This window comes from Acutalibacter intestini (assembly GCF_034334985.1).
GTDB classification, from domain to species: Bacteria; Bacillota; Clostridia; order Oscillospirales; family Acutalibacteraceae; genus Acutalibacter; species Acutalibacter intestini.
In genome coordinates, this window is record NZ_JAWXXL010000006.1 from 159,680 (window position 1) to 183,904 (window position 24,225).

A 24,225-nucleotide genomic window follows, 5' to 3' on the forward strand; every position below is an offset into this window, starting at 1 on the left:
ATTTATGGATACAGCGCAATTGTATTTTACCCAAACCGCCTTGAATTCTAGTCCTGTCTCCAGAATAAACTTGTATAGAGTACAGGCTGGAAAAGCAGCCTGGGCAGATACTATTATACCTGCTGGGCGGAGCGTTTGCAAGAGGAAGTGGACAAAAATGCAAAAACCACGGATATATAGAAGGATTACCTTTACAAGCCGCGGTTTTTTTGCTATACTGTCAGAAAAGGACATTTTGTGTAGGAAAGCAGACAAGAGTACAAAATGAAGAGCTCAATAGGCGGGGAATGGCAAAAGCCCCTGCTGTTCTCCAGCTTATGCGCGGGATACGGAAGGAACGAAAGGAAACAATAGCGTATGGAAAAGAAAACGGTGGTCCTGGGGGTTTCTGGCGGTATTGCCTGCTTCAAAGGGGCGGCGCTGGCCTCTAAGCTGACCCAGCGGGGCTATAACGTAGAGGTGGTTATGACCCAAAATGCCACTCAGTTTATCGCCCCCCACACTTTCGACTCTTTGACCCACAACCGCACTATGGTCGATACCTTTGACCGGAACTTCCAGAGCCATGTAGAGCATGTGGCCCTGGCCGATAAGGCCAGCCTGCTGCTGGTGGCTCCAGCTACTGCCAATATTCTGGCCAAAGCAGCCCACGGCATTGCGGACGACATGCTCTCCACCACCATCTTGGCCTGTGACTGCCCCAAGCTGGCGGTCCCTGCCATGAATACCCGCATGTACCAAAATCCAGTAACCCAGGACAATCTGAATACCTTGCGCCGCTATGGCTGGCAGATTATTGAGCCTGCCAGCGGACGCTTGGCCTGTGGGGCGGTAGGTTTGGGGAAAATGCCCGAGCCCGAAGAGATTTTAGAGGCGGTGGACTATGCCATTCGCTATGCGAAAGATCTCTTTGGCCTGCGGGTGCTGGTCACCGCCGGTCCCACCCAGGAGGCGGTGGACCCGGTGCGGTTTCTCACCAACCATTCCTCTGGAAGGATGGGCTACCAGCTGGCCCGGGCCGCCGCAGCCCGGGGGGCGAGGGTCACCCTGGTCAGCGGGCCTACCGCTTTGAAAAAGCCCGCTTTTGTGGAAATAGTGGACGTGGTGAGCGCGAAAGACATGTTCGACGCAGTAACCAGCCGGGCGGGGGAGCAGGATCTGATTATAAAAGCGGCGGCAGTGGCCGACTACCGGCCTGCCTCTGTGGCGGAACACAAGATTAAAAAAGCGGCAGGAGAAAGCGACGGCCTAAAGTTGGATCTAGCGCGCACGGATGATATTCTGCTATGGCTGGGTCAGCATAAAGCCCCGGGGCAGCTGCTGTGCGGCTTTAGTATGGAGACGGAGAGTCTCATCGATAACAGCCGGAAAAAGCTGGAAAAGAAAAACCTGGACCTAGTGGCCGCTAATTCTCTAACCCAGGAGGGCGCGGGTTTTGGGGTCTCTACCAATGTGCTGACGCTGATTAGCCGCCAGGGGGAAGAGCAGCTGCCTTTGTTAAGTAAGGAGGAGGCGGCCCATCGGCTATTAGACCGGTTGGTTAAAATGAGGCCAGCTGGCTCTCGGTAGGAGAATGAGGATGAACGAGTTTTTTATGGGCGCCGCAGCCCAAGAGAAAGAACAAAGTGGGAAAAAAGAACCTCTTTGGAAGCGGGCGCTCCGCCCTCTGGTAAGCTGCCTACTGGTGGCAGTACTTACCACGGTTTTTTTCATTGCCCAAAATGGAGTCCCTCTGTTGGGCGTACCAAAACCGGACCAAGTGATGTCGGTGCGGGTGGAGTTTTTGGAGTCTGGCAAGGTCCGGGAGGTGACGGACCCGGAGCAGATCGAGCTGGCGGTAAAACTGCTGAACCACCTGAACTATCAGGTTTTTACTCCGGTTTCGGAGAATTCGGAGGCGTTGGGGCCTGACGTGACGATTACCTATGTTCTGAAGGATGGCCGGGAACTAGACGCCGGGGCCAATTGGATCACTGGCTGGTGGAAGGGCCAGACCTATGCGCTAAAAGAGCCGGATCTATTCGTAAACTTGGCGGAAGGAGTCTTCTTGCGGTGAGCAGGATTAAGATGGATACAGCTGGGGTCCAGGGAGGCTAGGCGCCTGGGCTGCGTAATGTTTTCTAATACTTTAAACTTATAATTTATTTTAGGAGGAGCACTATGTTTAATGAACTAATGGATACCATCGGTTTTGTAACCGCCCAGGACCCCGACGTGGGAGCCGCCATGGAGCAGGAGCTGGGCCGCCAGCGCCGCAACCTGGAGCTGATTGCCTCGGAGAACATTGTCTCCCCGGCGGTGATGGCCGCTATGGGCAGTGTGCTGACCAATAAGTACGCCGAGGGATACCCGGCCCACCGGTACTACGGAGGCTGCCAGTATGTGGATAGGGTGGAGGACATCGCCCGGGACCGGGCCTGCAAGCTCTTCGGGGCAGAACACGCCAACGTGCAGCCCCACTCGGGGGCCCAGGCCAACCTGGCGGTGTACTTTGCTCTTTTGCAGCCCGGCGATACGGTGCTGGGCATGAATCTTTCCGAGGGCGGGCACCTGTCCCATGGTTCGCCGGTGAATATGTCCGGGGCTCTGTATCGCTTTGTGGCCTACGGCGTGGACCCGGATACCGGATACATTGACTATGACAAGGTGATGGACCTGGCCAAGAAAGAACATCCCAAGCTCATTGTGGCTGGGGCCAGCGCCTACCCCCGGGCCATTGACTTTGCCAAATTCCGGGAGATTGCCGACGCCTGCGGGGCCTATCTGATGGTGGACATGGCCCATATCGCCGGGCTTATCGCGGCGGGCTGCCACCAGAGCCCGGTTCCCTATGCCGACGTGGTAACCACCACCACCCATAAGACCCTGAGGGGGCCCCGGGGCGGGCTGATTCTCTGCAAAGAGCAGTACGCCAAGCAAATTGACAAGGCCATTTTCCCGGGCACCCAGGGCGGGCCTCTGATGCATATTATCGCCGCCAAGGCCGTATGCTTAGGCGAGGCCCTGTCGCCCGCTTTTAAAGAGTACGGCCGGCAGGTGGTGAAGAACGCTGCCGCCCTGGCCCAGGGCCTGATGAACCGGGGGGTCAAGCTGGTCTCCGGCGGCACCGACAACCACCTGATGCTGGTGGACTTAAAGAACCTGGAACTCACCGGCAAGGAGCTGGAGCGCCGGCTGGACGAGGTCTATATTACCGCAAACAAGAACACAGTTCCCGGCGAACGGCGCAGTCCCTTTGTCACCAGCGGCGTGCGGCTGGGCACCCCGGCTGTGACCACCCGGGGCCTGAAGGAGCCTGATATGGACCAGATTGCGGCCTGTATCGCCCTGGCTATGGAGGACGGTTTTGAGGGAAACATACAGAAGCTGCGGGGCATGGTAGAGACGATCTGCCAGCGGTACCCTCTGTATCAGTAAGGAAAAAACCCGCATAATGTTTCTCCCAAGCCAAAGGAGAGCAAACAGAAAAAGTTCTTGATGATGCTTTAAGGAACTTCTTTCAAGAAGTTCCTTAAGCCGCCGGAGGCCATTAAATACATCACACCGAAAGGAGCAAAAGCACCCATGAAGCCTTTGGTTTTAGGCAATATATCTTACGGTATGTACGCCATTGGGGTAAAGGACCAGCAGGGACCCAGCGCCTGCATTGTCAATACGGTAATGCAGGTGACAAAGACCTCGCCCTCGGCCCCGCCCCTGGTGGCCCTTAGCATGAACACCGAAAACTACAGCTGCCAGTGCATAGAGGAAAATGGGGTGTTCACCATTTCTGTTTTGTCCGAGGAGACCCCAGCCACGGTGATTGGCGCGCTGGGCTTTACCACCGGGCGTTACGGCGGCAAGCTGGACAATATCCGCCATAAGGTGCTGCTGGAGGGCGTGCCGGTGATCAAAGAAAACACCTGCTGCTGGTTTTTGTGTCAGGTGAAGAACAAAATGCGAGCCGGCGGCCAGGAAATCTTTATCGCGGAAATCGTGGCTGGCAGCGACATTACCGGGGGCCGGGAGGTGGCCGGTAAACACGAGCCCTATAAGCCCATGACCTATCAGTACTATGTGGAAAAGCTTCGGGGCGTCTCGCCCAAAAAGGCCCCTACCTACCTTCCGCCCCAGCTCAACGGCGAGCGCATCACAGGCGAGCGCTTTGTGTGCTCGGTGTGCGGCTACGAGTACCGAGACCCCAACTTCGGCTTTGAGGAGCTGCCGGACAACTGGAGCTGCCCCATTTGCAAAATGCCGAAAAAGGCCTTTTCCCGGAAGAAGTAGGAGCGGCGTTTATGGAAAGACGTATAAAAGGGTTAGGGCTTGTGCTTTTTAGCCTGCTGCTGGCGGTCTGTTTTCAGGCTATGCAGTGGCGCTGGTTTGATCTGCTGATGTTCGAGATTCCCTGGCCGGTGGTGTTTCTGCTGGTAGGGGCGGTGGGCCTGGCCCTGACGTTCTGGCCCCAGCCGCCGGAGTAAACGCCGCAGGATAGACCTTGAGGACCTTTGGCGAAGGAACAGTAAAAGTTTATCTCGTCTGGTCTTACCTGCCGGCTCGGTGGGGGCGGAACATTTCCCACTGGGGAGCCTCCCCGACCCGGTCGGCGCTGAACGCTCCCCAACGGGGACCAGCGTCTTTTCAAAAAGTGCTGGGGTTCTCAGGGGGTGAGCGTCTGTCCGTGGCAGACAAGCTGCGGACCGGCAGGTGAGACTCAGAGTCCAAGAGTTGGCAAAGCCAACTCTCCACCGCCGGAGGCCATCGGTTACTTCCAAAATAACCAAAAAGAGGGAATAAAAATGCAAATTGCAGTCTGTATATCCGCTCTGCTGTTTGGGACGTTGTCCATAGTGGCGGCGGGGGCGCAAATCAAAAAGGAGGGTCCTCTGCCCCGGGCGCTGCTGATGTCCGGGGGCGCCTGCGTACTTACGGCGGGAGCGCTTTTCTGCCGGTTGGGCTGGGCGTTTGACTGGCCCGCAGCCTTAATAGGCTGCGGGATGATTTGCACGGCGGCCATTCTCAATGGGAAAAAGAGCGGAAAGCTTCACCCATTGCACCACATCATCCGCATCGGGGTGTCAGTCCTATTGATGGTGGGGTTTGTGCTCTGGTAAAAGAAAAAAGCACCGTACCGGCGAACGCTTTGTGTGCTTGGTGTGTGGATACGAAATACCGGGACCCAACTTTGGTTTTAAGGGGCTGCCTTATCTGTAAAATGCCCAAAATGATCTTTTCCTGGAAGAAATAAATGAGAGGAGAGGTCTATAGAAAGATGTTTATAGGGGCTGAGGCTGTGCCGTTCAGCAAGTATGTTGGGCTGTGGGGACGATATTCTCCTTAAGTGGGCAAAGAAAAAGGAAGCAAATCTTTTCAATTGGGAAACAGGAAATGAGCATGGATTATACTAAATTGAAAGCGGTTGTTGAAGCGGAGGGCTCGTATAAGGTAGAACCGGAAATCAAGCCGGTAGATATGGACGAGTTCGTGGACTCGGCATACAGAAGGGTTTCTTTTGTCTCCGATTATGTGGTAGAGTGTGTAAAAAACTACTATAGAGGAGAGGTTAAAATAGTTAAAAGGGGACGGTATACTGAATGGGCCTTTACAAAATATCCAGAAAGGAGTGAAAAGATAGCAAATGTGAGGCTATACAGGAGGCGGACGTTGTTTTCTTCTCAATTTTCCTTAAGTGGAGAGATTAGAGATGCGGTCATTGGCATTAACAGTGTCTTAGGTACAGAAATAAAATATCCGTATATTTCTAGAGGAGAGAGATATTTGGGTGGGCACGACGAGGAATTTGAACGGTATGATTACTACAATTTTTTTTCAAAAGGACAGATGAAAAATTTTTTTGATAAACTCAACCAGCGGTTTGCTGATAAAGATATCAATATTTATTATGGTTATTTCTGTAATAAGCCAGATACATTTCGCTTTAGAGCGTCTCTAGGAGATCTGGAAGATTGTGATCTACCAAACAGAGCTTATCTATGATAGAAGCCTATAGTCAAAAAGTAAATTAGGTGAAGATGTTTAAAATGGAAACGCCTTTTGAAAGAGAATCTCTGCTTCTGGGCCAAGACGCGGTGAGACGCCTGCAAAAGGCCCGGGTGGCGGTGTTCGGTCTGGGGGGGGTGGGGAGCTACGCCGCCGAGGCCCTGACTCGTTGCGGGGTGGGAGCCCTGGACCTTATTGACGGGGACCAATACTCCGTCACCAACCTGAACCGCCAGCTGTTCGCCACCACCCAGACTCTGGGCCAGCCTAAAGTGCGGGCTGCGGCGGAGCGGCTGCAAAGCATTAATCCAACCATAAAAATAAGGGAATGGGAGCTTTTTTACACCCCAGACACAGCGGAGAAGCTGGACTTTGCCCAGTATGACTACATTTTGGACGCTATCGACATGGTTACTGGAAAGCTTGCCATCATTCACCGGGCCTGGCAGTTGGGCGTGCCAGTGGTCAGCTGCATGGGCGCGGGAAACAAGATGGATCCCACGGCGTTTCGGGTGGCGGATGTTTACGAAACCTCGGTGTGTCCTCTGGCGCGGATTATACGCAAAGAGCTGCGCCGCCTGGGGGTGGACAGGCTGAAGGTGGTTTACTCCCAGGAGCCGCCCCGGGAAATGCCCTCCAGTGGAGACCAGCGGCCTGTACCGGGCAGCGTGGCTTTTGTGCCCTCGGTGGCCGGGCTTATCCTGGCAGGGGAGGTAGTGAAGGACCTAGCTGGAATTGCAGAGGAGGGGTAGCGGTGGAACTATGGGAACAGGCGGAACGCAGCCTGACAAAAAAATACCGTAAACAGATCTGGGCCCCATTTATCGCTGGGGTAAAGACCTACCGGCTGATAGAGCCGGGTGATCGGGTGGCGGTGTGCGTCTCGGGGGGAAAGGACTCTATGCTGCTAGCCAAGTTGATGCAGCTTTTGCGACGTTACACAGAGGTTCCCTTTGAGCTGACATTTATTGCCATGGACCCGGGTTATAGTCCCGAAAACCGGACCAGGCTGGAGGAGAACGCGGCGCTTTTACAGGTGCCGCTCCATCTTTTTGAGACAGATATTTTCTCAGTGGCAGACTGGGCGGAAAAATCTCCCTGCTACCTGTGCGCCCGAATGCGCCGGGGCCACTTGTACCGTCAGGCCCAAGAGCTAGGGTGCAATAAGATTGCCCTGGGGCACCACTTTAACGATGTGATTGAGACCACAGTGATGGCAATGTTCTATGGGGCCCAGCTGCAATGTATGCCGCCTAAGCTGCACAGCAGAAATTTCCCTGGGATGCAGCTGATCCGCCCCCTGTACCGGGTGCAGGAAGAGGCTATTCTGGCTTGGAAGCGCTATAACAGCCTGGCGTTTTTGCAATGCGCTTGCCGCTTTACAGAAAACGCTGCCTGCGGGACTTCCAAGCGCCAAGAGGTCAAGGAACTCCTGGCCAGTCTAAAAAAGACCAACCCCAATGTAGAAAAAAATATTTTTACCAGCGTACATTCCGTGTGCCTAGAGACTTTTCCTGGCTATAAAGACAGCAGGGGAGAGCATTCCTTTTTGGAACATTTTCATGGTAAATAAGGAAAGCGGATTTAGGGAGGCTGCTTTCTCTCGATCATCTGTTTTAAAACCAGAGAAATACTAGCTTTTTTCATAAGGTCAGGTTTAAGGAAAATTGTAAGTGTTATTTTTTATACAAGAGAGGTTTTGATACGGAAGATGGGCCCCCTGATGGGTGAAAAGACGGCGGACGGGTGATGGCAGAGAGCGCGTTTCTAGTGGTAAAATACTGAAAAGCAGTGGGCCTTTTTGGAGGGAGGAGGGTCTGCTCCAGTGTGAACAGGAAAGCGGTTTGCATATATCTGTAAAAAAATGAAAAATGGGCTTGCTTTTCTTTAAAACATGGTGTATAATAGGTTAAGAAAAAGGGCGCTTAGCTCAGCTGGCTAGAGCACCTGCTTGACGTGCAGGGGGTCAGCGGTTCAAGTCCGTTAGCGCCCACCATGTTTATACATCTTAAAAGATGCCACCCCGAAAATTCCCCGGAAATCCGGGGAATTTTCGCGTTTAGAGGGCTCAAAAAGGACCGTCACGGCGTGACGGCAAATTAGGCGCTTGCAAGACATTCTAAAAGGCCCCAGTTCCCTATGTGGGTATTCACTTATTTCCGGAAGAAAAAGCACGCCCACCCCCGATTTTTTAGCCAGGCCCATTTCCATCAATTTTTCTTTCGTCATAGTAGCTGATTCCCGGCCTATTGTAAGAGTAGGCCGAAAACACCCCGCCAATGGCTTTTTGTGGCCGTGGCGGGGGTTCCATTTTGCCTGATACCATGGTATACTGAACACGGTTAAGTTTTCTGAAGAGGGAGCATTGATTATGTGGAGCGCCGCCGTCCAAAAGTTCGTGGATCGCTTTGGTGGAACCATGCACTGTGCTATGCTCGATTTAGGGTTAGTGTATCACTACCGGGGCCGGGATTATCACTTGAGCGATTTCACGCCAGAGGTTGAAGCCGTTATGGTGTACAGTCTGAAACAAGGAAAGAATCTAATCGCCCAAACCTTTCCCGTGGTGGATTTATGCCGCCCCTACCCGGATAGGGTGTATTAGTCCCTTGAAAGTTAATTTCCAAGTCCCTGTGTTGCAAACGCCCCCAGCGGCTACCGGCGTTGTAAGGGTGTAAAATATTGAATATCCTGAAATATCAGGGCCTATCCGCGCACAGCGAAGGCGCAGAAGCGCCCAAATATTGAACATAATTGATGATTATATTGGCACCCGTTCACCAGTAATCTTCTCTTCCACGGCGCGGCCCCCAAGGATGTGCAGGAGCTGTTGGGTCACTCGGATGTCAACAGGACCATGCACATCTATGCCCACGCCACCAGGGAGGCAAAGCGTTCCAGCGCAAGACTTCTGGACAAGGTAGTGACCAACAGCTGACGAGGTTTTCCCTTAAATTCTCTCATAAGGGAAAAGGGCAGGCAGGCAAGGCCCAAAAGCCGTGAAGACACTGAATTTCCGGGGGATAGAGGACCTGTTGATTGACAAATGAAAATTAGTATAAATTTCCTGAAAAAATGCCGATACCATAGACGCTCAATCTTCTACTGGCATTGGGTTACAGGCTCATATCCTTCCCCTTTTAGCAACACACTTGAACAGTCCTGGACCGAAGAGCCTATTGCCAAACCTGCCGTTTCATGGTAAAATAAACCTTAAGGCAACACCGCACCATTCGCGGCTGGCGCCTTAAGCACCGTCTTGCTTGCAGATTTTCCGTGATAGCGCACAGCTTTCGCTTGTCAATCTGTACACTCTGACGAAAAATCTGACTGCGCAATACGGTACTTAGAATTGTGCGGCATTGCCTTAAGCTACGCGCCCCGTCGGGACGCGACCCCTGAGAGGAGTAACTCATTAAGATGAAACTGCTTTCTATTATAGTCCCATGCTATAACGAAGAGGCCGCCCTGTCCTTTTTTCTGCCCGCCGTGCGGAAAGCCGCCGCCGGGCTGCGGGACAAGCACCAGCTGGCCTGCGAGGTGCTGTTTATTGATGACGGCTCTCGGGACGGCACCTTGGCGGTGCTGCGGGGCTTTGCTGCCCAAGACCCCGGAGATGGGCCCCAGGTGCGGTACTTCTCCTTTTCCCGGAACTTCGGCAAAGAGGCGGCGCTGTTTGCCGGGTTTCAGCACGCCCGGGGCGACTATGTGGTGGTAATGGACGCTGACCTTCAGCATCCCCCCGCTATGCTGGAGGAGATGTTTCTGGCTCTGCGGGATGAGGGCTATGACATTGCCGCCGCCCGCCGGGTGGACCGCAGGGGTGAGCCGCCCATCCGCTCCTTTTTCGCCCGGATGTTCTACAAGGTGACCAACAAAATCTCTAAGGCGGAGTTTGTGGACGGGGCCTCGGACTTTCGGATGCTGAGCCGCCCGGCGGTGGACGCCCTGCTGCAAATGGACGAGTACAACCGCTTTTCTAAAGGTATTTTCGGCTGGGTGGGCTTTCGCACCAAGTGGATTCCTTACGAAAACGTCGAGCGGGTGGCCGGCGAGACCTCCTGGTCCTTCTGGAAGCTGCTGCTCTACTCCATCGACGGCATTGTGGCCTTTTCTACCGCGCCCCTTTCCATTGCCTCTATTTTGGGCATTCTGTTCTGCCTGGCGGCTTTTGTGGGGATGCTGGTAATCTTTGTCAAGACCCTAATTTGGGGCGACCCGGTGGCGGGTTTTCCCACCCTGGCCTGTCTTTTGCTACTGATCGGTGGGTCCATTCAGCTGTCTTTGGGCATCATCGGCCAGTATTTGGCAAAGACTTATCTAGAGGCCAAGCATAGGCCCATCTACCTTTTGCGGGAGAGCAGCGACGATAAAGAAGCTCCAACCTGAAAGACGGGAATCAGTTGACAGGTTCAGGAGCGACGTTTGGCCCCTGCATAGCGCGAGACAGCGTCTCGCGGCCTTGCACACATTACCCGCTACCTCAAAAATCTCCACCCACAAGGAGCGCCTATGAAATATCTCAACAAGCTAAAAAAACACCCCCTTTGGGTCTATACCCTCTGCTTTGCCCTGTGCTTTGGGCTGGTGTTCGGGCCCTTCTTCCTTACCCACAAGACCTTTATCTACCAGGGCGACTCCAGTATGCAGCACTACCCTTCTTTCCTTTACTACGGCGAACAGCTACGCCGGGCCTTTGCCTCTTTTTTTGTGGGAAAAGGCTTTCAGTTTCCCCAGTGGGAGTACAGCATCGGACTGGGGGTTGATGTGTTCTCTACCCTAAGCTATTATATCATCGGCGAACCCCTCTCGCTGCTCAGCGCCCTGTTTCCAGCCTCTCTGGCCCCCTATGGCTACTCTTTAATGATTGCCCTGCGGTTGTACCTGGCAGGGCTGGCCTTTTGCGCCTTTTTAAAGGAACGGGACTGTGCCCCCCTGCCCGGGGCCTTGGCGGCGGTGGCCTATGTGTTCTCTGGCTATGGGCTGCGGCCCGCCATCTTTCACAGCGCCTTTTCCATCCCCATGATCGACTTGCCCCTGTTGCTTCTGGGGGTAGAGCGCCTCTACAAGAGAAAGGACCCCAAGCTGTTTGTTCTGGCGGTGTTCCACAGCGCGGTGAGCAGCTTCTACTTTTTCTATATGCTGGTGATTCTGGTGGTGCTGTATGCCCTGCTGCGGTACCTGTTTCTGTTTTGGGGCCAGCCCCTGCGTTGCCTGGGAGGCTGGATACTGCGTTTTTTTCTTTGGGCCCTGGCCGGTACCGCCTTGGCCGCGCCCATCCTGCTGCCTTGTCTCAGCTCTGTGCTCCAGTCCGAGCGGCTGCTCTCTGTAGAGCAAGATTTGTTACTGTATTCAAAAGCCTACTTCACCCACTATGCGGCAGGATTAGTTTCTGTTTACGAGTACCACTATTTCTACGTGGCCTTGAGCGGAGCAGTACTGGTCTTTGCTCTGCTGGCCCTTACTGCTCCCAAAGGAAAGTTTCGGGAGGAAAAGCTGTGCATGGCCGTGCTGCTCTTCTTTACTCTGGTGCCCTTTTTCGGATCTATGTTCAATGCTTTTAGCTATGTGACCAACCGGTGGATCTGGGCCTTTATCGCAGGAATCTGTTTCTGTTTTGCCCGGGGGTTTTCTTTGTTGGGCCAGCTGGGCAGGCGGCAGTTGGGGATGACCGGTGGACTTTTGATTTTACTAACAGGGCTCTGCCTGCTGCCCTCGCCCATAAAAATTACCACCTGGTGCCAGCTGGCCTTTTTGTGGGCGAGTTACCTGCTGGTAGCTGCCTATAGCCGAAGAGAGAAGCTTCGCACCTGGCTGCCGGGAGCAGTGTCCTTCTTGGCTGCGGCAGGAGTGCTGGTGACTGGAACCAGCCTATTCTGGCCGAATGAAGCCGGCAACTACACCGCCTACATGAGCCGCACCCAGGCCAACGCCCAGCGGCTGGGGGTGGTAGAGCCCCTGATGGAGCAGGTGGTGGAGGACCCCAACTACCGCACCGACAGCAGCCCCACCCAGCCCTATAACCGGGCTCTGCTCTCGGGCCACGGTACTATGAGTTATTACTACAGCATGATCGACCCGGGCACCACCCAGTTCCAGGGGGCCATGTACTACAACCGCTCCTGCGGCCAGCAGTATTATGGGCCCAGGTGGCAAAGTATGATGATGAGCCTATTAGGCGTGCGGTATTATGCTATTGAGGCGGGCAAGACCCATGAACTGCCTTATGGTTTTACCACCCAGGCAGCGGCACAGGACGGCTATGAGATCTATGAAAACGAATACGCCCTACCCCTGGTCACGGTGTACGATGGGGTGGCCTCTCTCCAAGAGGCGGAGTCTCCCTTTGCACTTCAGCAGTTAATGCTACAGGCCGCTGTGACAGAGGACGAGACCACTCTGCCCCAAGCTCAGACAGACCTGACTGTTGAGGAGCTGCCTTTTATTTGGCGGCAGGAGACCAGCCAGAACGCCCGGGTGGAAGAGGGGATGATTCGGGTGGAGAAGGACCAGGGCCACGTGGACCTGGAATTCGCGCCTATAAAGGGGCAGGAGCTGTGCGTGGTGTTCGACGGCCTGGAGAGTAATATGGCCGATCCCAAAAAAGGGATGATCGCCTTTTTCGCGGGCTGCGGCAAGACAACAAACGTGCTGAACGCCGCCCGTCCGGTGAATCGCTTTTATTGCGGGTACCAGAACTTCCTAGTCAGCGTGGGCTATCAGCCAGAGGAACAGAACGTTATCCGGCTAAAGTTCAACTGGGAGGGCGAGTACAGGTTTGACTCCATGAAAATCTACGCGGTGGACCCCTCTTTTTTAGAGGAAACTACCCTTCGGCTAAGGGAGAGCGGCGTTCAAGATATTTTACGGGAGACCAACCGTATCTCCTTTTCCACCCGGCGGGAGAGCCCGGGTATGGCCTTTATCTCCATCCCCTATAACGAGAACTGGTCCGTAACTATTGATGGAGAAAAAGCTATCCTGCGGAACATCCAATGCGGCCTGTGCGGTGTGGAGATCCCGGCGGGAGACCACCAGGTGGTAATGACCTATCGCTGCCGCCCATTCTGGTTGGGGGCCGCCATCTCTGGGGCCACGGCTACATTGTTGCTGGTTCTGTGGGCTTGGCGAAAGGTCATAAAGCGCCGGAACTCCGGGATCGACCACCGGGAGCGTCCGTCACGTTCTTATCCTTAAGCCTTTCAAGCATTTCTCTCGCACGTCCCATATATGCCTGCCTGTAAGCCGGCGACTGCCGGATGGTATCACCTAAGCTAAATATCGTGTATAGAAAATATACCCCAAAAGGAGAAGCGTCATGGAATTATTACAGAGAAAAGATGTGCCCGTAAAACTGACCTGGGACCTGTCGGCCATCTATGCCAACGAGGAGGCTTTTTTAGCTGATGTGGAAAAAGCCAAGTCCTTGACCCAGGAGCTGGAGCAGACCTATCCGGGCAATCTGACCACTCCCCAGCGCATTCTGGACTGCCTGGAGGGCTACCAGGAGCTGGTCCGGCTGTTGACCCTGACCGGCAGCTACCGGAACCTGGCCGCTTCGGTGGATTTCACAGACCCAAAGCTTCAGGAGGAGGACGAGAAAATGTCCCGGCTGAGCTCTGAACTTCTAAGCCGCCTGAGCTTTATTGACAGCGAAATTATCGCCCAGCCGGAAGAGACCCTACAGGCGGCTGTGGCCCAGGGGGGACCCAGCTGTGGTTATCTGAAAAAGCTGCTGCGCTGGAAGCCTCATCAGCTTCAGCCGGAGACCGAACGGGTCCTTGCCGCCCTAGGACCTACCCTGAACACCCCGTATACGGTATACAATATGGCCAAACTGGCGGACATGAGCTTTCCCTCTTTCAACGCTGGGGAAGAGGAATACCCTCTGGGCTATTCCTTATTTGAGGATAACTATGAATATGACCCTCGTACCGCTGTGCGCCGAGAGGCGTTCCGAACCTTTTCTCAGAAGCTGCGGGAATACCAAAATGTCACTGCCGCCGCCTATCAAAGCGCGGTGCAGACGGAAAAGACCCTAGCCACCCTGCGGGGCTTTCATTCTGTATTTGATTACCTGCTCTTCGACCAGCAGGTAACCCGAGCGATGTATGACCGGCAGATCGGCCTGATTATGACAAAGCTGGCCCCCCATATGCAAAAATACGCCCGGCTGCTGCAAAAGATCCACAACCTGGACTCCATGACCTATGCGGATCTAAAGCTTACTGTGGACCCGGACTATGCCCCTGCCGTTACAGTGGAGGAATCTAAGCAGTATATTGAGAAGGGCCTGTCCATTTTAGGTGAAGAGTATGGGGAGATGGTCCGCGCCGCCTACCGGGAACGCTGGGTGGACTTTGCCCAAAACCAGGGTAAATCTACCGGCGGCTTCTGCGCCAGTCCCTATGGCAACCACTCCTATATTCTTCTCTCTTGGCACCAACGGATGTCCGATGTGTTTACCCTGGCCCACGAACTGGGCCACGCAGGGCACTTTAAGGCTTGCAACAAAGCCCAGTCTTTGTTCGACACAGAGGTCTCCACCTATTTTGTAGAGGCTCCCTCTACTATGAACGAGCTGATTATGGGCCACTATTTGCTGAACACCAGCAATGACAAGCGCTTCCGGCGATGGGTACTCAGCAATATGGTGGGTAATACCTATTATCACAACTTTGTTACCCACCTGCTGGAGGCTGCCTACCAGCGGGAAGTCTATAAAATTGTTGATCAGGGCGGCAGCCTCCAGGCCGAGACCCTGAACCGGTTGATGAAGGAAACCCTGGAGCGTTTTTGGGGGGATGCGGTGGAATTGACCGAGGGCGCGGAACTGACCTGGATGCGCCAGCCCCACTACTATATGGGTCTGTATTCCTACACCTATAGCGCGGGCCTAACGGTGGCCACCCAAGCCTGCAAACGCATAGAGAAAGAGGGTCAGCCCGCTGTGGAGGACTGGAAGCGGGTGTTAGCTGCGGGCAGCACCGGCGCGCCCCTGGAACTGGCCCAAATGGCCGGGGTGGACATTGCCACTGATGAGCCTTTGCTGGACACGATTGAGACCATTGGCGGTATGATTGACGAGATCTGCGCCCTGACGGAAGAGCTGAACCAGGTGTGAACAAGACGGAAGCTTTAAAGCTATATTTTGGCCACCAGGCTTTTCGCCCTGGACAGGAAGCGCTGGTAGACGCCCTGCTGGCTGGCCAAGACGTGCTGGGGGTGATGCCCACCGGCGCGGGGAAGAGCGTCTGCTACCAGCTGCCAGCCCTGTTGCTGCCTGGGCTCAGTCTGGTGGTTTCGCCGCTTATCTCTCTCATGAAGGACCAGGTAGCCGCTCTGACCCAGGCTGGGGCCCCCGCCGCTTTTCTCAATTCTTCCTTGACCTCCGGGCAGATGGACCAGGTGCTGCGGCGGGCCCGGAGGGGGGAGTATAAGATTCTCTACGTGGCGCCTGAACGCTTGAATGCCCCAGGGTTCCAGGCCTTGGTCCGGCAGGTAGAGGTGCCCCTGTTGGCTGTAGACGAGGCCCACTGTGTTTCCCAATGGGGCCAAGACTTCCGCCCCAGCTATCTGGGCATTTCTCAATTTATCGCCAGCCTGTCTCGACGTCCGGCGGTAGGAGCCTTTACAGCCACAGCCACGGCTCAGGTGCGGGAGGACATCGAAAAGCTGCTGCCCCTGGTCTCTCCTCTGAGAGCCGCTACAGGCTTTGACCGGCCTAATCTGTTCCTAGAGGTGGTCAGGCCAAAGAATAAGGAGGCTTGGCTGCTGGACTATGTGGCTCAGCGGTCTCAGCAGAGCGGCATTGTTTACTGCTCCACCCGCAAAACTGTGGAGGCTGTGTGCCAACAGCTGTTAGACCACCATCTGTCTGCTACCCGCTACCACGCAGGTTTGGAGGATCAGGAGCGAAGGGCCAACCAGGAGGCTTTTGTTTTTGATCAGGCCCGGGTGATGGTGGCCACCAACGCCTTTGGCATGGGCATTGATAAGTCTAACGTAAGCTTTGTCGTGCACTATAATATGCCTAAAAATATAGAGAATTATTACCAAGAGGCTGGCCGGGCCGGCCGGGACGGGGAGCCCGCCCATTGTGTGCTGCTTTTTTCTCCAGGGGATGTGTACACGGCCAAGTTCCTGATTAATAATGCCTCTGAGAACCAGGCGCTCTCTCCGGATGAGCGGGAACAGGTACGGCGTCAGGACCTGAGCCGCTTGGAGCAGATGGAGGGTTACTGCCGCACTGGGGATTGCCTGCGGGCCCGGCTGCTGGAGTACTTCGGCGAAGAGGCTCCGGCGCGCTGCGGAAACTGTGGTAACTGCACCGGCGTGGTGGAGATGTGGGACATTACAGTGGAAGCCCAGAAGATCCTCTCCGCCGTGGCCCGTGTGGAGAAAAAGTACCGCCGAAGCCTGGGAGCCGCATTGGTTGTGCAAATGCTCCACGGCGGAAACACCCAAAAAGTACGCCAGCTGGATCTAAACCAGTTGCCCACCTATGGCATTATGCGGGAAATAAAGCCCTCGCAGATTCGGGGGTACATAGACTGCCTGCTGGATAAGGGCTACCTCTACCTGGACGGTCAGGACTATCCGGTATTGCGGCTAACAGCCCAAGCAAAAGCGGTTTTGTTCCAAGGGGAGCGGGTGGTCTATGTACAGCGCAGCGTTCAGACCCAAGCCACCAAAACCGGCGCCAGAGTTCCGGCAAAAAAGGGGGCGTTCTCCCCTTCGGCAGATATGGGTCTGTTCGAAGTCCTGCGGGCCTTGCGGGCCCAGCTGGCTGTAGCCCAGGGAGCCCCTGCCTATACGGTATTCAGCAATGCTACCTTGATGGATATGTCGGTCAAACAGCCTGAGACCTTGGAGGAGTTCCGGCAGGTTTCCGGAGTGGGGGAGGTCAAGGCGGTTCGTTATGGCAAGCTGTTTATAGAAAAAATTGTCCAGTGGAAGAAAGATCAAATCTAAATAAGATTGCCTGTTCAGGCAGCTGAATATTTGACAGCCCTTTACAGCTATGATAAACTATAATAAAAGAGAGGCAGAAACTATGAATAATCATGTCCAGCCCCCGGTCCAGATTGCTGAAAATATCTGGCAGTTCAATGAGGCTAACGAAAATGGCCCCTATGTGGACGCCTATCTTATTGTTGGTACAGAAAGAGCACTGCTGGTGGACGCCCTGCAAACTGTCACCGGCCTTTATGAGGAAATTCGAAAAATTACCCCAAAGCCCCTTTCTGTGTTCATCACCCACGGACACCTGGACCACGCGGGTGTAGCCGTGGAGGAGCTGCACCAGGCTGGGGTTCCGATCTATATGAGCCGTCTGGACTATGCTCTGCTAAAGGAAACGATGGACTACGGCCAAGAGCCGGACTGGTTTTTGGACCTGACCCCTGGCATGGTCTTTGACTTGGGCGGTTTTTGCTTTGAGACCATTAGCCTGGATGGACATTCCAGGGGTTCTATGGCGGCACTGGATAAAGAGCGCCAGTTGCTTTTCTCGGGGGATGCTATTGGTGGGGGAGGTCTTATCTGGATGCAGTTGCCTTGCTGCAGCCCTCTGGTACGGCTGAAGGAATCCCTAGAGGCCCTGCGTCAGAATATCCGCCAGTGCCCCCAGCTGCTTGTCTACCCTGGGCACCGCAATCAGTCCCCGGTGCAACTGACTGGCCAGTACATAGAAGATTTATTTTTTATTGTTCAGGGATTGCTGGATAGAAGCCTGCAAGGTGAGCCTTCAAAAGAACCCTGGCAGGGAGATAAGTTGGAGTTCCATCGCGAGGCCCATGGGGTTACCACGTACTTCTGCTACGATCCAGAGCGGCTTTATGATGACAATTAATTAAGGAAAATATATCCTTGCCACCTTCATGGGCATGTTTGACGGGATATAGGTCGATGAACTTGTAATTTGAATCTTTTGAAGTTTTTTTGTCTATAATGTGTCCATGCCATCTAGCCACAAGCTGTAGTAGCGTATAAATTTTAGCGGGCAGGGTGTTTTATATACTCTGCCCGCCATATTCTGTGTTTTTGAGGAAAGATAAAAGAATTTGCAAAAAAAATCCTATTTGCAAAAAAACGCCACAGCCACCGCGCCAGGTCCTACATGGGTGCCAATGGTCCCGCCCACAGTGCAAATAGGGAGGGTGTCGGTGTGGTTCTGCCATAGTTGACGGCTGTCTGCAATATATTTTTGTAGAACCGCATCGCTCAGACCCGTGTAGCCCAGGCAATAGGGCCGGGAAAAATCTACCCCAGCGGTTTTCTCGATCTCCTGCACCAGCAAGCTGTTTCCATTTTTAGAACCCCGGGCCTTGCCTAACACGACCACTTCGCCCTCTTGTACAGCCACCACGGGCTTTACCGAGAGCAGCCCACCCACCAGAGCCGTGGTGGGAGAAATGCGCCCGCCGCGCTTTAGATATTCCAAGGTGTCCAGCAGGGCAATGAGCCGGATCCGCTTTTTCTCCTCCTCCAAAATTCCGGAGATTTCTTCTGCGGCCAGTCCCTGGTCTGCTAGCTCCAGGGCCCGTTCCACCAGAATCATTTCTCCAATAGTAGCGTTTGCACTGTCCACCACGAACACCTGTCCTGGGTAGTCCTGGGCAGCTAAGCAGGCGCTCTGCCAAGTACCAGAAAGCTTTTGAGATAAGGTGACAGCCACCACCGAGTGTCCTTCTTTTACCGCATCTCGAAAAGCGTCGGCAAACTGGCCGGGGCTCACCTGACTGGTAAGGGGCAGGGTGTCGCCCTCAATAAGCTGCTCGTAAAATTGGCGGTGGGTCAAGTCTACTCCGTCCTGGTAATGCCGGTCCCCAAAGCTAATGGTCATGGGAAGAATCGTAACATAGTCCCGCTGTGGGGAGACAATGTCAGAGGCAGAGTCTGTGATAATGCGGATGGACATGGACACCATTCCTTTCGTCCCAGCATTCAGAGGAAAACGCGGGGACAAGACTTTTCTTTATCATAACATATTTAGATGAATCTGGCAAGGAGGTAAGAGGCTGTTTCTCGGCAGCCGTCATGCTTGGCGGCTGTGTGCCATTGGCATAGAATGCTCCCATACCCAGCAAAATAGTTTTTCCAATTCCTACCACGCATCCTTTACCATATAGTAGTTAGTTGTTGGCGCTCATTTGCCCATTCTCACCAGCCGAACCTTGCTACGAAGCGTTAAGATAAGTAAAACACATTGCGCGGTCAAGCGTATAGGATAATCTCTTTCATCGCCACTGGACCCCGGGCAGCTGTGACCCGCACCCGGATGGAATGGACTCCGGTGGCAATCGTTCTCGTCAGTTGGTTCTGATCCGCAAAGGGATCTGCCAGCTGGCAGATCTTTCGGTTGCCAATGGTAGTCCCTTGAAACAGGGGGAAGCGGCTGCCGTCTTCGCTTTGGGCCTCAATCCGAAAGCTTTCCACCCGCTGCCCCTGGGCAATATCCTCCCGCAGCTCTACATACCGCACCTCTGGGCAGTTTTCTGGCACCTGAATCCGGTAGACAGGCTGGGTGGTATGTTCGGTTTTCTCTGGAATCATCTGGGTCTTTAAAGGGTGTCCAAACTCCTTTTCAAGCAGTTCGCCCAGCTGAGCTAGGCGGTCCACGTCCCGCTGGTCAATGAGCCCATCCCGGTTGGGGGGAAGATTCAGGTTTAGCCCCGCGTTTGCCCCCACACTGGAGAGCCAAATGTGAAACAGCCGTTCCAGACTGTGGGGCTCCTCCTGGGGGTGCCAGAACCACCCAGGACGGATGGAGGTGTCTATCTCCGCAGGGGTAAAGACCAGGCCTTTGGAATAGAGGATCACCGGCAGGTCGCCTACCATTTCCTCTGTATTATAAAGGTAGTCCAAAGTACCTTGGTCTGCCAGAGGGCCAGGACCGGTTTGGGTTGGGGCATTTTTGCAGAGCTCTTTTGGTACCACAGCCCATTCCGAACGCCGGGGCTTTCCGGCCTCGTTGCCACACCAGCGCACGTCGGGGCCGTAGTCGTTGAAGATCACAGCTTGGGGCTGGTGCTTCCGAATCAGCTGGAAATAGCGGTCAAAGTCATAAACCTGCTTTTTTCCGCCAGGTCCCTCGCCGCAGGCATTATCGAACCATACATAGAAGATAGGGCCGTAGCCGGTAAGCAGTTCTTCCAGCTGGTTACAAAAATAGTCATTGTAGGCCTCTGTACCATACAGCAGGGAATTTCGGTCCCAGGGGGAGAGGTAAAAGCCAAACTTTAGCCCACATCGGGCACAGGCTTCGGAGCAGGCCCGGACCACATCCGGGCTTCCCGGTGAATTTTTCACCGAATGCTCCGTGTACTGAGAGGGCCATAGACAAAAACCGTCGTGGTGCTTGGCAGTGAGAACAATGCCCTTTAGCCCAGCGGATTTGGCGGCCCGAACCCATTGGTCGCAGTCCAGTTTTTTGGGGTCAAAGATGGATTCCGCTTCTGTTCCATCGCCCCATTCTTTGTCCGTATAGGTATTCACCCCAAAGTGGATAAAGGCATATTGCCCGATTTCGTACCAGGCTAGCTGCCGGGCCGAGGGCTTTACCTGGGCAGTCTGTTGAAGAAATTCCATCATCTCATTTTCCTCCTGTTTTTCCATAAATTGGTCAGAAATTTTGCGCCGGCGGAACGTGCTCCCGTTCCGGCACGACCGGGCTCCAGGCCGCTTTTCGGGGCGCAGGGTCCAACCCTATTATAGAGTGATTTTTTTGTTTTGTAAATAGATCAGGCCATGGGTTTTTGGGAGGAATTTATCAAAGGCGTCTTTTCGCCAGAAGTCCGTCATTTCTTTTAGGGCTTGTTTGAACATAGAGAGAAAGAGGAATTTTGGACCAGAGGCGGTCCATTGCAAGGAGAACCCCGCAAGTCAACCGAGCGGTTGACGAGAATTTTCCACGCGGAAAAGGGCCTCTTCTGGCCAAAAAGACGGGGTTTTCGAGGTTTTAAACAAGCTCTAGTTAAAAACAGGATGAATTTTTCTGAAAAAGGGAGTTCAGAGAAAATAGAAACATAGGACAGAGAAGAGGGTGTCAGAGGGAAATAGCAAAGGCTATATTTTCTTTTTATCATCGGTTGCTGGGTTATCTATAAGTCTACCATTCTTATCGAACCGAGAGCCATGGCAGGGACAGTCCCAACTGTGCTCTGCGGCGTTATATTTCAGCGCACAGCCCATGTGTGGACAGCGGGGACCCGCGGGAGCTAATAGACCTACAATGGCTTCTATGGCATTATAGGCCAGCTGTGGACAAAAGATGCTGCGTGATGGTCGAAACAGGTGGGCGTATTCGTTTTTGCGGCCAAGAACCAAATCTGTTAGCAAAGAAGCGGCAGCCATGCAGGAGGTCATTCCCCATTTGTTAAAGCCTGTGGCAACAAAGAGATTGGGTGTATTTTTAGAGTATTGGCCAATGTAAGGAACTGCGTCCAAACTCATGCAGTCTTGCGTGGCCCATTTAGTGGAAACCTTTGCGCCAGGATAAAAACGCTGGGCAAAGGACTCTAGCTCCTGCCAACCGCCGGATTTTCCCGTTCGATGGCTTCCTCCTCCCAACAGTAGGAGACCGCCGTAATTGCGCAAACTAAGTCCGGATACCTGTTGATCTATATACATGCCACCTATATCCGGCGCGCCCTCCAGGGCTAACACATAGGAACGCTGTTGATATAGTTTGAGAAAATAACCGCCGTGTTTGTTTAAAAGGGGGAAGTGCGTAGCAATGATAATTTTCTTTGCCATTATTGTCCCTCTTGTGGTTCGGGCTTTTCCAGGCATCAGCTCCAGCACTTTTGTGTGCTCAAAAATTCTCAGATCTCGGGCGATTGAGTATAGAAATTTTAGGGGATGGAACTGTGCCTGACTGGGAAACTGAATGGCTCCTGCTATGGGGAAGGGCAGAGGTAGCGCTGTATGGAAGAAGGCGGCAAAGCCTAGATGCTTCAACGCCGCTACCTCTCTCTCAATTTTTTCTCGGTCGTCCAGCGAGTATACGAAAGCGTCTCTTTCCTCAAAGTCACAGTTAATCTCTTGGCAAAGCTCTTTAAACTTGCCTAATGCTTCCTGGTTTGCTTGTAAATACAGCCTTGCTATTTCCGCGCCGGATTTTTGGAGTAATCTATCATAGATTAGACCATGCTGGGATGTAATCTTTGCAGTAGTATTCCTGGTAATACCGCTGCCAATGCAGTTGGCTTCTACCAGGGCATAGTCCACACCGGCCTTTGCCAGTTGGTGGGCGCATAAAACCCCCGCCATTCCACCGCCTATAATGAGTACATCGGTATGCAGATCACCCTTTAAAGGATGGAACTGGGGCAAACCATTTACGTTTGTCCAAATTGAGTCCATACGATCACCTCTTTGCTAATAGAGTGGCTGAAGCCTGACAGATTATGCGGTATTTCATTTCAAAAGACGAAGAGCCGTGTTCACAATTATCTTCTTTGCGATTGAGCATCTAGGGCTTGTTTGAAAAATCGAAAACGTCGTCTTTTGGGGCCAGAAGAGGCCGCTTTCTACGTCGAAAATCCTCGTCAATCGCCAGAGTGACGTAGTTAGCGCAGCTAACTACAGCGGTTCTTCTCCTTGAAATTGTCCCCTTCTGGCCCAAAATTCGTCATTTCCTCTATTTTCAAACAAGCTCTAGACTATGTGTGGTGATAAGCGGTTCTAGTGTCCGTTTGATTTCAAAAGATTATCCTATTATTTCAAATTCAGTGCATTGCAAAAGGAGCGTGAATTCTCCATAATAAGATAAAGCCCACAAGTGAAAGGAGCAATATCATTATGAAACATGACATTGTAGTGGTCGGCGGAGGGTTTACCGGCGCCGCGGCGGCCATTGCCGCAGCCAGAGAGGGCGCAGACGTGCTGCTGGTGGAAAAGGGGAACTCTCTGGGCGGGGCCGCGGGGAATTCTTTGGTCAACCCCTTTATGGTAAATGCCACAAAGATCAATGGCGTCTTTACAGAGCTCTCTCAGGGGATTTTTCTGGAAATACGGGAGGAACTAAACCGCTTTTCAGATCAATACCATCCTAACAGAAGGCATACGAATGTCAATACGTTTAACGAAGAATACCTAAAGATTATCTTAAACCGTATGGCTTTGAAGAGCGGGGTACATCTGCTGTACCACTGCTGTTTGGTGGGGGTGAAAACAGAGGGCGGAAAGATACAGTCCATTCAGGTGGCCAGTGCTGCCTCTGGCATTCAGGAGATAGAAGGAAATATTTTCATCGATGCTACCGGGGACATGGCCCTGGGGGCAATGGCTGGTTGTGGTTATGTGTTGGGAAGAGAGAGGGACCATCTGTGCCAGCCTATGACATTGTGCTTCCGGCTGGGCAATGTTGATATTGAGAAATATCTGGCTAACCGGGAGAAAATCACACCCCTTTACCAGCAGTTTAAGGAACAGGGAAAGATTAAGAACCACTATGAATGTGTGCTGATTTTCCACACCGTGATGGATGGAGTGCTGCATTTTAACTCTACCCGCGCCGTAAAATATAACCCTGTAGACCCAGAGGACCTTACCAAAGCGGAAATTGAGGTGCGGGAGTATGTTTTTGAGCTTTATGACTTCTTGCGGGAGAATATCGATGGGTTCCAAAATGCCTGTCTGCTGTCCACTGGTGCGGAGATCGGTATTCGGGAAAGCCGCAAGTTGGTGGGCGAGTATGTTCTAAACCAAGAGGACCTGGTATCCTGCAAAATGTTCGAGGACTCTATCGCCCTGGGAAACTATGATATTGACATCCACAACCCAGAGGGCGGCGGTACAAGCCACTATTATTTCCCAGAGGGACAGTATTACTCTATCCCATACCGTTCTCTGTTGCCTAAAGAGATTCGCAATCTTTTGGTGGCGGGCCGGTGTATCTCTGAAACTCATGAGGCCCAGGCTTCTACCCGCATTCTGCCCATTGTCTGCTGCCTGGGCGAAGCGGCGGGCTTGGCAGCTTCTTTGGCTGTGAAAAAATCAGTTTCTCCCAAAGAGGTGGAGATTGATGCCCTGCATGGGCTGCTAAAGAAGAACGGCGCTATGTATTAAGGCAACCCCGCACCATTCGCGGGTGGCGCCTTAAGCACCGTCTTGCTTGCAGATTTTCCGTGATAGCGCACAGCGTTCGCTGGTCAATGGTGAGATGGACGGCGCTCAATCTGTACACTCGGAAGAAAAATCTGACTGTGCAATACGGTACTTAGAATTGTGCGGTATTGC

19 protein-coding genes, 1 tRNA gene and 1 pseudogene are annotated in these 24,225 nt (G+C 53.3%); 17 read left to right on the plus strand and 4 right to left on the minus strand.

Translation table 11 applies throughout. The annotated features are described in order from the left end of the window. Window positions 1–357 precede the first annotated feature (357 nt). The 10 genes from coaBC to U8U68_RS07340 all read left to right on the plus strand — a co-directional run bounded on the left by coaBC (window position 358) and on the right by U8U68_RS07340 (window position 7,975). Complete coding sequence (gene coaBC, locus U8U68_RS07295) at window positions 358–1,569, plus strand: bifunctional phosphopantothenoylcysteine decarboxylase/phosphopantothenate--cysteine ligase CoaBC (RefSeq protein ID WP_322200176.1); 1,212 nt, start codon at window positions 358–360, stop codon at window positions 1,567–1,569. Window positions 1,570–1,579: 10 nt separating this feature from the next. Beyond that, window positions 1,580–2,056 (plus strand): hypothetical protein, encoded by a 477-nt coding sequence (locus U8U68_RS07300; RefSeq protein ID WP_322200177.1) that lies wholly within the window; start codon window positions 1,580–1,582, stop codon window positions 2,054–2,056. A gap of 104 nt (window positions 2,057–2,160) precedes the next feature. Then, window positions 2,161–3,417: a serine hydroxymethyltransferase gene (gene glyA / locus U8U68_RS07305; RefSeq protein ID WP_322200178.1), complete on the plus strand. Its 1,257-nt coding sequence runs from the start codon at window positions 2,161–2,163 to the stop codon at window positions 3,415–3,417. Window positions 3,418–3,564: 147 nt separating this feature from the next. Beyond that, entirely contained in the window at window positions 3,565–4,266 is a 702-nt protein-coding gene (locus tag U8U68_RS07310) for a flavin reductase (RefSeq protein ID WP_322200179.1), read from the plus strand. Between the two features lie 11 nt (window positions 4,267–4,277). Then, on the plus strand, window positions 4,278–4,460 hold the full coding sequence (locus U8U68_RS07315) for a hypothetical protein (RefSeq protein WP_322200180.1): 183 nt from the start codon (window positions 4,278–4,280) through the stop codon (window positions 4,458–4,460). 318 nt (window positions 4,461–4,778) lie between these two features. Next, complete coding sequence (locus U8U68_RS07320; RefSeq protein WP_322200181.1) at window positions 4,779–5,093, plus strand: hypothetical protein; 315 nt, start codon at window positions 4,779–4,781, stop codon at window positions 5,091–5,093. 274 nt (window positions 5,094–5,367) lie between these two features. Further along, window positions 5,368–5,976 (plus strand): hypothetical protein, encoded by a 609-nt coding sequence (locus tag U8U68_RS07325; protein ID WP_322200182.1) that lies wholly within the window; start codon window positions 5,368–5,370, stop codon window positions 5,974–5,976. A gap of 44 nt (window positions 5,977–6,020) precedes the next feature. Continuing rightward, window positions 6,021–6,731 carry a tRNA threonylcarbamoyladenosine dehydratase gene (locus tag U8U68_RS07330; RefSeq protein WP_322200183.1) on the plus strand — a complete coding sequence of 237 codons (711 nt, stop codon included), beginning with the start codon at window positions 6,021–6,023 and terminating at the stop codon, window positions 6,729–6,731. 2 nt (window positions 6,732–6,733) lie between these two features. After that, window positions 6,734–7,552, plus strand: a complete 819-nt coding sequence (locus U8U68_RS07335; RefSeq protein WP_322200184.1) for a tRNA 2-thiocytidine biosynthesis TtcA family protein — start codon at window positions 6,734–6,736, stop codon at window positions 7,550–7,552. 346 nt (window positions 7,553–7,898) lie between these two features. Next, window positions 7,899–7,975: transfer RNA gene (locus U8U68_RS07340), tRNA-Val, on the plus strand. Here the strand turns inward: U8U68_RS07340 and U8U68_RS07345 are convergent. Beyond that, entirely contained in the window at window positions 7,963–8,208 is a 246-nt protein-coding gene (locus tag U8U68_RS07345) for a hypothetical protein (RefSeq protein WP_322200185.1), read from the minus strand. The two genes, U8U68_RS07340 and U8U68_RS07345, sit on opposite strands and share 13 nt — an antisense overlap. Window positions 8,209–8,761: 553 nt before the next feature. Between U8U68_RS07345 and U8U68_RS07350 the strand changes: the two are divergent. The 6 genes and pseudogenes from U8U68_RS07350 to U8U68_RS07375 all read left to right on the plus strand — a co-directional run. Next, window positions 8,762–8,917 (plus strand): annotated as a pseudogene (locus U8U68_RS07350) (site-specific integrase); the annotation flags it as partial. 482 nt (window positions 8,918–9,399) lie between these two features. After that, window positions 9,400–10,368, plus strand: coding sequence for a glycosyltransferase family 2 protein (locus tag U8U68_RS07355; protein WP_322200186.1), 969 nt, complete (start codon window positions 9,400–9,402; stop codon window positions 10,366–10,368). A 123-nt stretch (window positions 10,369–10,491) separates the two neighbouring features. Further along, a complete protein-coding gene (locus U8U68_RS07360; protein ID WP_322200187.1) occupies window positions 10,492–13,176 on the plus strand; it encodes a YfhO family protein in 2,685 nt (894 codons plus the stop codon). 121 nt (window positions 13,177–13,297) lie between these two features. Next, entirely contained in the window at window positions 13,298–15,103 is a 1,806-nt protein-coding gene (gene pepF / locus U8U68_RS07365; protein WP_322200188.1) for an oligoendopeptidase F, read from the plus strand. Then, window positions 15,100–16,953: a DNA helicase RecQ gene (gene recQ / locus U8U68_RS07370; protein ID WP_322200189.1), complete on the plus strand. Its 1,854-nt coding sequence runs from the start codon at window positions 15,100–15,102 to the stop codon at window positions 16,951–16,953. The genes pepF and recQ overlap by 4 nt, the downstream gene beginning before the upstream one ends. A gap of 82 nt (window positions 16,954–17,035) precedes the next feature. Continuing rightward, window positions 17,036–17,833 (plus strand): MBL fold metallo-hydrolase, encoded by a 798-nt coding sequence (locus tag U8U68_RS07375; RefSeq protein ID WP_322200190.1) that lies wholly within the window; start codon window positions 17,036–17,038, stop codon window positions 17,831–17,833. 225 nt (window positions 17,834–18,058) lie between these two features. Here U8U68_RS07375 and U8U68_RS07380 read toward each other — a convergent pair whose 3' ends face one another. The 3 genes from U8U68_RS07380 to U8U68_RS07390 form a co-directional block, all read right to left on the minus strand. Continuing rightward, window positions 18,059–18,901: a DegV family protein gene (locus U8U68_RS07380; protein ID WP_322200191.1), complete on the minus strand. Its 843-nt coding sequence runs from the start codon at window positions 18,899–18,901 to the stop codon at window positions 18,059–18,061. Between the two features lie 296 nt (window positions 18,902–19,197). Beyond that, the gene (locus U8U68_RS07385; RefSeq protein WP_322200192.1) at window positions 19,198–20,574 is read right to left on the minus strand and encodes an alpha-L-fucosidase; all 1,377 of its coding nucleotides are present in this window, start codon (window positions 20,572–20,574) and stop codon (window positions 19,198–19,200) included. Between the two features lie 474 nt (window positions 20,575–21,048). Continuing rightward, on the minus strand, window positions 21,049–22,347 hold the full coding sequence (locus tag U8U68_RS07390) for an FAD-dependent oxidoreductase (protein ID WP_322200193.1): 1,299 nt from the start codon (window positions 22,345–22,347) through the stop codon (window positions 21,049–21,051). 438 nt (window positions 22,348–22,785) lie between these two features. Here U8U68_RS07390 and U8U68_RS07395 point away from each other — a divergent pair, with 438 nt between their 5' ends. After that, entirely contained in the window at window positions 22,786–24,054 is a 1,269-nt protein-coding gene (locus tag U8U68_RS07395; RefSeq protein WP_322200194.1) for an FAD-dependent oxidoreductase, read from the plus strand. Window positions 24,055–24,225 lie beyond the last annotated feature (171 nt).

What these genes read in the sequence shown, in the direction of transcription:
- U8U68_RS07375 (WP_322200190.1), top strand. Translation starts at nt 17,036, where the DNA reads ATGAATAATCATGTCCAGCCCCCGGTCCAGATTGCTGAAAATATCTGG.
- U8U68_RS07390 (WP_322200193.1), bottom strand. Translation starts at nt 22,347, where the DNA reads ATGGACTCAATTTGGACAAACGTAAATGGTTTGCCCCAGTTCCATCCT.
- U8U68_RS07330 (WP_322200183.1), top strand. Translation starts at nt 6,021, where the DNA reads ATGGAAACGCCTTTTGAAAGAGAATCTCTGCTTCTGGGCCAAGACGCG.
- U8U68_RS07320 (WP_322200181.1), top strand. Translation starts at nt 4,779, where the DNA reads ATGCAAATTGCAGTCTGTATATCCGCTCTGCTGTTTGGGACGTTGTCC.
- U8U68_RS07355 (WP_322200186.1), top strand. Translation starts at nt 9,400, where the DNA reads ATGAAACTGCTTTCTATTATAGTCCCATGCTATAACGAAGAGGCCGCC.
- U8U68_RS07325 (WP_322200182.1), top strand. Translation starts at nt 5,368, where the DNA reads ATGAGCATGGATTATACTAAATTGAAAGCGGTTGTTGAAGCGGAGGGC.
- coaBC (WP_322200176.1), top strand. Translation starts at nt 358, where the DNA reads ATGGAAAAGAAAACGGTGGTCCTGGGGGTTTCTGGCGGTATTGCCTGC.
- U8U68_RS07395 (WP_322200194.1), top strand. Translation starts at nt 22,786, where the DNA reads ATGAAACATGACATTGTAGTGGTCGGCGGAGGGTTTACCGGCGCCGCG.
- U8U68_RS07310 (WP_322200179.1), top strand. Translation starts at nt 3,565, where the DNA reads ATGAAGCCTTTGGTTTTAGGCAATATATCTTACGGTATGTACGCCATT.
- U8U68_RS07360 (WP_322200187.1), top strand. Translation starts at nt 10,492, where the DNA reads ATGAAATATCTCAACAAGCTAAAAAAACACCCCCTTTGGGTCTATACC.
- glyA (WP_322200178.1), top strand. Translation starts at nt 2,161, where the DNA reads ATGTTTAATGAACTAATGGATACCATCGGTTTTGTAACCGCCCAGGAC.
- U8U68_RS07385 (WP_322200192.1), bottom strand. Translation starts at nt 20,574, where the DNA reads ATGATGGAATTTCTTCAACAGACTGCCCAGGTAAAGCCCTCGGCCCGG.
- pepF (WP_322200188.1), top strand. Translation starts at nt 13,298, where the DNA reads ATGGAATTATTACAGAGAAAAGATGTGCCCGTAAAACTGACCTGGGAC.
- U8U68_RS07315 (WP_322200180.1), top strand. Translation starts at nt 4,278, where the DNA reads ATGGAAAGACGTATAAAAGGGTTAGGGCTTGTGCTTTTTAGCCTGCTG.
- U8U68_RS07345 (WP_322200185.1), bottom strand. Translation starts at nt 8,208, where the DNA reads ATGACGAAAGAAAAATTGATGGAAATGGGCCTGGCTAAAAAATCGGGG.
- U8U68_RS07300 (WP_322200177.1), top strand. Translation starts at nt 1,580, where the DNA reads ATGAACGAGTTTTTTATGGGCGCCGCAGCCCAAGAGAAAGAACAAAGT.
- U8U68_RS07380 (WP_322200191.1), bottom strand. Translation starts at nt 18,901, where the DNA reads ATGTCCATCCGCATTATCACAGACTCTGCCTCTGACATTGTCTCCCCA.